The organism is Rhodopseudomonas sp. WA056 (genome assembly GCF_010906995.1).
Lineage (GTDB): Bacteria > Pseudomonadota > Alphaproteobacteria > Rhizobiales > Xanthobacteraceae > Rhodopseudomonas > Rhodopseudomonas palustris_G.
The window spans coordinates 1-6192 of sequence record NZ_QPFS01000189.1 but is presented as its reverse complement, the minus strand read 5'-3'; the positions used below and the strand labels follow the sequence as shown (position 1 = coordinate 6192).

The window sequence follows — 6192 nt, the reverse complement described above, 5'->3', positions numbered from 1 at the left end:
TCATGATCGTGCCGATGGGGCTGCTGGCGGCGATGTTCGGCGTCTGGATCAGCAAGGGCGACAACAATGTCTTCACCCAGATCGGCCTGATCGTGCTGGTCGGGCTGTCGGCGAAGAACGCCATCCTGATCGTCGAGTTCGCGCGCGAACTGGAGTTCGCCGGGCGCAAGCCGGTGCAGGCGGCGATCGAGGCCAGCCGGCTGCGGCTGCGGCCGATCCTGATGACCTCGATGGCGTTCATCATGGGCGTGGTGCCTCTGGTGACGTCCACCGGCGCAGGCTCGGAGATGCGCCATGCCATGGGCGTCGCGGTATTCGCCGGCATGATCGGCGTCACCGCGTTTGGCATCTTCTTCACGCCGATGTTCTACGTGGCGCTGCGTGCGCTCACCGGCAACCGGCCGCTGATGCAGCACGGCGATGGTACCGTCGACCAAGACGCGCCCTTGGCGCCGGGATTGCACGATACGGAACAGCACCGACAGGCGGCCGGGTCGCATTCGTGATGCGTCCGGCCGGATCGGAGATAGCGGAGCGAGGCTACTCGACCCGTTCGGCCGCGCCGCGGGAGGAGGGCGCGCGGTTCTCGCCGAGGGTCTGCCGCGCAATCCATTGCGTCACCGCGCCCAGGTCGTTTCCAGCCTCGCGATAGACGCGTAGCTGCGCGTCGGCCGAACTGCCGCGCTCCAGAATGGCGCGGCAGTGCTCGACTTCGGGCGCGCACCCGAGCGCTTCCGCATCCGGCAGGACGCGTGCAATCACCTGATCGAGGAATTCGCGGATCTCGATCGGGCCGTCTTTCGAGGCGAAGATGCAGTCGGTGCCGTAGCGCTGCGCTCGCCATTTGTTCTCGACCGCGATGGCACGTTCGACGTTATCGACTGCTTCGGACGAATCGGGATGTTCACACAGATGCTTGATCAGCGCCCTATACAGCGATGCGATCAGCACCGCGTCCTCCAGTCGCGTGCACACATCGGGCGCGCGAAGCTCCAGCGTCGGATGGCGTGACGACGGCCGCAGCGCCCACCAGACGTAGCTCTCATCCGGCATCACCCCTGATCGCACCAGCGCTTCGACGTAGCGGTCGTATTCGCTCTGATCGGCGAACAGCTCCGGCAGCCCGGTGCGGGGCAATTCGTCGTAAGCGGCGAGGCGATAGCCGCGCAGGCCGGTCTCCTTGCCGTTCCAGAACGGCGACGACGTCGCCAGCGCGATGAACAGCGGCAGATACGGGATCATCGCCCGCATCACCGCGACGCGTTCCGCAGGCGGAGGGATCTGCACGTGGACGTGCATACCGCACAGCATGTTGCGGTGGCCGATGGTTCGCAGGTCCTCGATCATCTCTTTGTAGCGCGGCTTAGGGCTTGGTTTGGAAAACCGCCATGACGCTGTCGGGTGGGTCGCGCTGGCCATGATCACCAGGCCGTGCTGGGCAGCGGCAGCCGCCACCTCGTTACGCAGAAATCGCAGCTCTTCCCGCGCATCGCTGGGATCGACGTGGACGTTGCTGGCGACTTCGATCTGCGCCTGCAGCATCTCACGCATCGCCTGGCCGCCGGTGGACCAGTTCGCGGCCTCGAACAGGCCGTTCGGCGTCTGCATCGCGACCTCATGGGTCTTCGCGTCGGCGAGGAAATACTCCTCCTCGATGCCGAACGAATAGGCGGCGTTGGCGTCGATGCCGATCGCGGATCTGATCACCAGGTGCTGCTGGTTGGCGCTCAGATTCAGGCGGAGCTTGTCGAGGATTTTCGGATCAAATCGCATGGGCCTGCAGCCACCCTTCGAGGAGAGCGGCCTGCCACAGCCGCGAATGGCCCTTCGGGCTCTTTTCTGCTTCGGGATGATGGAGCATGTGTTCGATGAACTCGGAGCGATACAGACCGCGGCTGCGCGCGGCCGGGGAGGTCAGGATGTCGCGAACGTAGTCGAGGAAATCGCCGCGCAGATGCCGCAGCGACGGCACCGGGAAATATCCCTTGGGGCGGTCGATCACTTCGGTCGGAAGCAACGCGCGGGCTGCTTGTTTGAGGATGTACTTGCCACCGTCGCCGAGCTTGAGCGGGGCCGGGATCCGGGCGGCGAGCTCGACCACGTCGTGGTCGAGAAACGGCACCCGGGCTTCGAGACCATGCGCCATGGTCATGTTGTCGACCCGCTTGACCGGATCGTCGACCATCATGATCTCGGCGTCGATCTGCAGCGCCTTGTCGACCGGGGAACTCGCCGAGGTCAGGTCGAAGAAACGCTCGACGAAGTCCGAACTGTGATCCGCCGAGAGCAGATCGGGGGTCAACAACCTGGCGATGTCGGTGTGTTTCCAATCGAAATACACCTCGCGATACTGATCGGCGGCATTGTTGGCGGTGAGCAGTGAGGGGTACCAGCTATAGCCGCCGAACACTTCGTCGGCACCCTGGCCGCTCTGCACCACTGTCACCCGCTTGGCGACCTCGCGCGACAGCAGATAGAACGCAACCGCATCGTGACTGACCATCGGCTCGGACATCGCCCGGATCGCGTCCGGCAGATACTGCAATGCCTCGCGGCCGTCGATTCTGATCTGCTCGTGCGTTGACGAGAAGTGCTTCGCCACCAGATCGGAATAGTAGAACTCGTCGCCGCTTTGCCCGCCGACGCTGTCGAATCCGATCGCGAAGGTCTTGACGTCGGAATGGCCGAGTTTGGCGAGCAGCGCGACGATCAGCGATGAATCCAATCCGCCCGACAGCAGCACGCCGACAGGGACGTCGGCGACGCGGCGGCGATCGACCGCCGTCAGCATCGCATCGGTAACGGCCTCGCTCCACTCTTGCTCGGTCATCACCCGATCGACGGCCGAGCCGACCGTGAAACTCCAGTAGCGCCGCGTGGTTCTGGAACCATCCGGCTCCAGGGTGAGGATGGTGGCGGGTTCCAGCTTCTTCACGCCGCGCAGAATGGTGCGCGGCGGTGGCACGGCGCCATGGAAGCTGAAGAAATGATGCAGCGCGACCGGATCGAGCGAGGTGTCGACGTCGCCTCCGGCGAGTAGCGCAGGCAGGTCAGAGGCGAACCGGAAACTGTCACGGCCGTCGACATAATACAGCGGCTTGATGCCGAGCCGGTCGCGCGCCAGCACGACGCGGCCGCTGTCACGCTCCCACAGCGCGAAGGCGAACATGCCCTTGAACCGCGAGACACAGTCGGCTCCCCAGGCGTGATAGCTCTTGAGGATGACCTCGGTGTCGCCCTGCGAAAAGAACCGGTAGCCGCGCCGCGTCAGTTCGTCCCGGAGTTCACGGAAATTGTAGATGCAGCCGTTGAAGACGATGCTGAGTCCCAGCTCGCTGTCGATCATCGGCTGCTGAGAGGCTGCTGCCAGATCGAGAATGCTGAGTCGCCGATGGCCGAACGCCATGGTGCCTTGCGCGAACAGTCCTTCCGCATCGGGCCCGCGCTTGTGCATCGCGCCGGCGATCGTCTTCAAAGCGGCGATCGAGGGTTCGCCGCGCATGCGGATCTCTCCGCAAATTCCACACATCGCCCTTCGATGCCTCCGTTGCCGATCAATTAAGCTCGCTCGACAACATTTTGGGCAACAGCGGGTTCCTGCGGCGAATGTTCACCGGCCGGGAACGGACGGATCTCGACGGGACGAAACGGCCGCGAGACCAGCACGTGATCCGCCGGCACTTCGGACCAATGCTGCTCCGTGTCGAACGGCTCGGAGGCGACGACCAGAGGCCCATCCTCGCGATAGTACAGCGTGTTCGCCGTATCGTTGTGAGCGAACCGGAAGGCGTAGAGGTCGTGTCCGTTGGCGAGCGCCGCCGTGAATCTCATCCGCTCGCGCAATCCATCTTCGTCGACCAGCGCGCTGAGTGCGCGCATCACGCTCAGGGTCGCGCCGATCGGATCCTGGTCCAGCCCCTGGCCCATCATTGCCAGGAACACCGCCTCAGAATCCGTGGTGCCGACGCGCGATGGATACAGATGATCGGGGATCATCGCCTCGACCTTCCGCCGCAGCCGGCTCCAGCTCCCAATGAAACCGTTGTGCATGAACATCCATCGCCCGCAGGCGAATGGATGGCAGTTCTGCCGCGTCACCGCGGTGCCGGTCGCGGCGCGGACATGGGCGAAGAACATGTGGGATTGCAGGTGCCGGCAGAGGTAACGGAGATTCTCGTCCGACCATGCCGGGCGCGTTTCGCGAAACAATCCCGGCTCGGGATGAACTCCGTACCAGCCGAGGCCGAAGCCATCGCCGTTAGTGCTGCCAGCAGATTCGCGGGCGCGCAGGCTCTGGTTGATCAGGGAGTGGACCGGTTCTGTGACGTAGCTGTCGAACGATGTTGCTTCTCCGCGGTATGCCAGCCAGCGGCACATCGATTGACCTCAACGAATGATCCCGGTTGCGCGGCTGCGCACACTTGGTTTCAACCACTGCAGGGGGCGCCGGTTCCGTTTCCGCTCCGTTTGGAGTTGCCTTCCGCGAGGACACGCGCGACACAATGCCGCCTGATCGCGCGCTGATCGGCGTGGTGCGGTCGGGTTCCGCGGGGCACTCTCCGGTCCGTCAGCCGGCAAAGGAGATTCGCATGTCGATGCTCAAGCGCACCCTGATATTGCTTGGTCAGACCGACTCCTCAGTGTCGGCCCGGGACTACGCTTTCCGGCTGGCGCAGCGGACCGGAACCGATCTGGCGGGTCTGGCCGGCCTCGATCTACGCTCGATCGAGGCGCCGATGCTCGGCGGGATCGGCACTTCCGCCTACAAAGCGCAGCTCGAGCAGGAGTTGAAAAGTCAGGCTGAAGCGACCCGACAGCGGTTGCACGAGGAGTTCGAGCGCGAATGTCGCGAGCGCGCCCTCCCGTTCGAATGGCTTTCATTCGAGGGCGACCCGATCGAAGCCTTCCAGCTTGCGACCGAGACCCGTGATCTGGTGGTTGCCGGGCACGATACCGGCTATGGCGGCGATCTGACCGAGCCGCTGTCGGAAATTCTGGCCAAGCTTCTGTTGCGCTCGCCTCGGCCGCTGATCGTTTGTCCGGACCGGTTGCCGGAGGGAGAAGCCATCCTGGTCGCCTACGACGGCAGCGTCCCGGCGATGCGCGCGCTGCAGATGTTCGTGCTGCTCGGTCTCGGCACCGGTCAGCGGATCGTGGTCGCTGCGGTCGATCGGAGCGAAGAGGCGGCCGCCCGCAATTGCGCGGCCGCGGCTTCGTATCTGCGGAGCCACGGCTACGAATCGGACGCCTGTCCGATCACTTCGAGCGTCGATCCGTCCGAGGCGATCAGGCTTACAGTCGCTGACCGGCGAGTCGGCACCTTGGTGATGGGGGCATACGGCCGACGAGGATTCCGCGAGGCGTTGTTTGGCTCGACCACAGATGCGCTGGTCGAAACGCCACCGTGTGCACTGTTTCTGTATCATTGATCGATGCGCGTGGGAGGCGAAATCCATTTGGCCGCAGGGCGTTGGCGCGCCGATATGCCGCGTTCCGATGTTGCGTTCGGATGACGATAATGTCGCTCGCCGCTTTCGAACGCACGCCTTCAAGCGTCCGGCTGTTTCGCCGGGATCGCATGGTTCTCCGCAGTTGACCGGGTCTCCACTCCACGCTGTATCCTGCATCGATGGGATGGTGCCGGGCGGCCTCCGGGCTCACGCCTGACATCGCGAGGATCCGGCACCGATGCAACTTGCACTGATCGCACTCATTCCTTTGTTGGGCGCTATTCTGCCACCGCTCGCCGTGCGGTCGGGGCGCAGCCTGTGCACTGCGGTGACCCTGGCTGTCAGCTTGGCGTCGCTGGCGCTGTTGATTGCCAGCGCGCCTGTCGTGTTCGACGGAACCACGATCCGGAGCGGCGGCGACTGGGTGCCGGGGCTCGGACTGTCGTTCCGATTCTTTCTCGACGGTCTCGGGCTGTTCTTTGCCGCGCTGATCCTGATCATCGGATTGTTGATCGTGATCTATGCCGGATTCTATCTCGGCCGTGACGACTCGCCTGGACGGTTCTTCGCCTATCTGTTGCTGTTTCAGGGCGCGATGCTCGGCATCGTGATCAGCGACAATGTGCTGCTGCTCACTGTGTTCTGGGAGCTGACCAGTCTGAGTTCGTTCCTGCTGATCGGCTACTGGTATCACACTGGGGAGGGGCGGCAGGGCGCGCGGATGGCGCTGGTGGTGACGGGC

5 protein-coding genes and 1 pseudogene are annotated in these 6192 nt (G+C 64.1%); 3 read left to right on the top strand and 3 right to left on the bottom strand.

Features of this window, described 5'->3' with window-relative positions:
• Window positions 1–506, top strand: a 506-nt coding sequence (locus tag DU475_RS22800) for an efflux RND transporter permease subunit (protein WP_164633413.1), incomplete at its 5' end; no start/stop codon positions are given.
• Between the two features lie 34 nt (window positions 507–540).
• Here the strand turns inward: DU475_RS22800 and DU475_RS22795 are convergent.
• The 3 genes from DU475_RS22795 to DU475_RS22785 are packed head-to-tail and all read right to left on the bottom strand — an operon-like array spanning window position 541 to window position 4377.
• Complete coding sequence (locus tag DU475_RS22795) at window positions 541–1773, bottom strand: carboxylate-amine ligase (RefSeq protein ID WP_164633412.1); 1233 nt, start codon at window positions 1771–1773, stop codon at window positions 541–543.
• A complete protein-coding gene (locus DU475_RS22790; protein WP_164633411.1) occupies window positions 1763–3529 on the bottom strand; it encodes an N-acetylglutaminylglutamine amidotransferase in 1767 nt (588 codons plus the stop codon). The genes DU475_RS22795 and DU475_RS22790 overlap by 11 nt, the downstream gene beginning before the upstream one ends.
• Before the next feature lie 29 nt (window positions 3530–3558).
• Window positions 3559–4377, bottom strand: a complete 819-nt coding sequence (locus DU475_RS22785; protein WP_164633410.1) for a class II glutamine amidotransferase — start codon at window positions 4375–4377, stop codon at window positions 3559–3561.
• Between the two features lie 26 nt (window positions 4378–4403).
• On the opposite strand from DU475_RS22785, the gene DU475_RS22780 reads away from it, so the two are divergent.
• Window positions 4404–5429, top strand: a complete 1026-nt coding sequence (locus DU475_RS22780; protein WP_246700403.1) for a universal stress protein — start codon at window positions 4404–4406, stop codon at window positions 5427–5429.
• A 259-nt stretch (window positions 5430–5688) separates the two neighbouring features.
• Window positions 5689–6192, top strand: a pseudogene (locus DU475_RS22775) (monovalent cation/H+ antiporter subunit A); the annotation flags it as partial.

Bases quoted from the DNA above. Each gene is read 5' to 3' on its own strand.
- DU475_RS22795 (WP_164633412.1), bottom strand. From the start codon at position 1,773: ATGCGATTTGATCCGAAAATCCTCGACAAGCTCCGCCTGAATCTGAGC.
- DU475_RS22790 (WP_164633411.1), bottom strand. From the start codon at position 3,529: ATGTGTGGAATTTGCGGAGAGATCCGCATGCGCGGCGAACCCTCGATC.
- DU475_RS22785 (WP_164633410.1), bottom strand. From the start codon at position 4,377: ATGTGCCGCTGGCTGGCATACCGCGGAGAAGCAACATCGTTCGACAGC.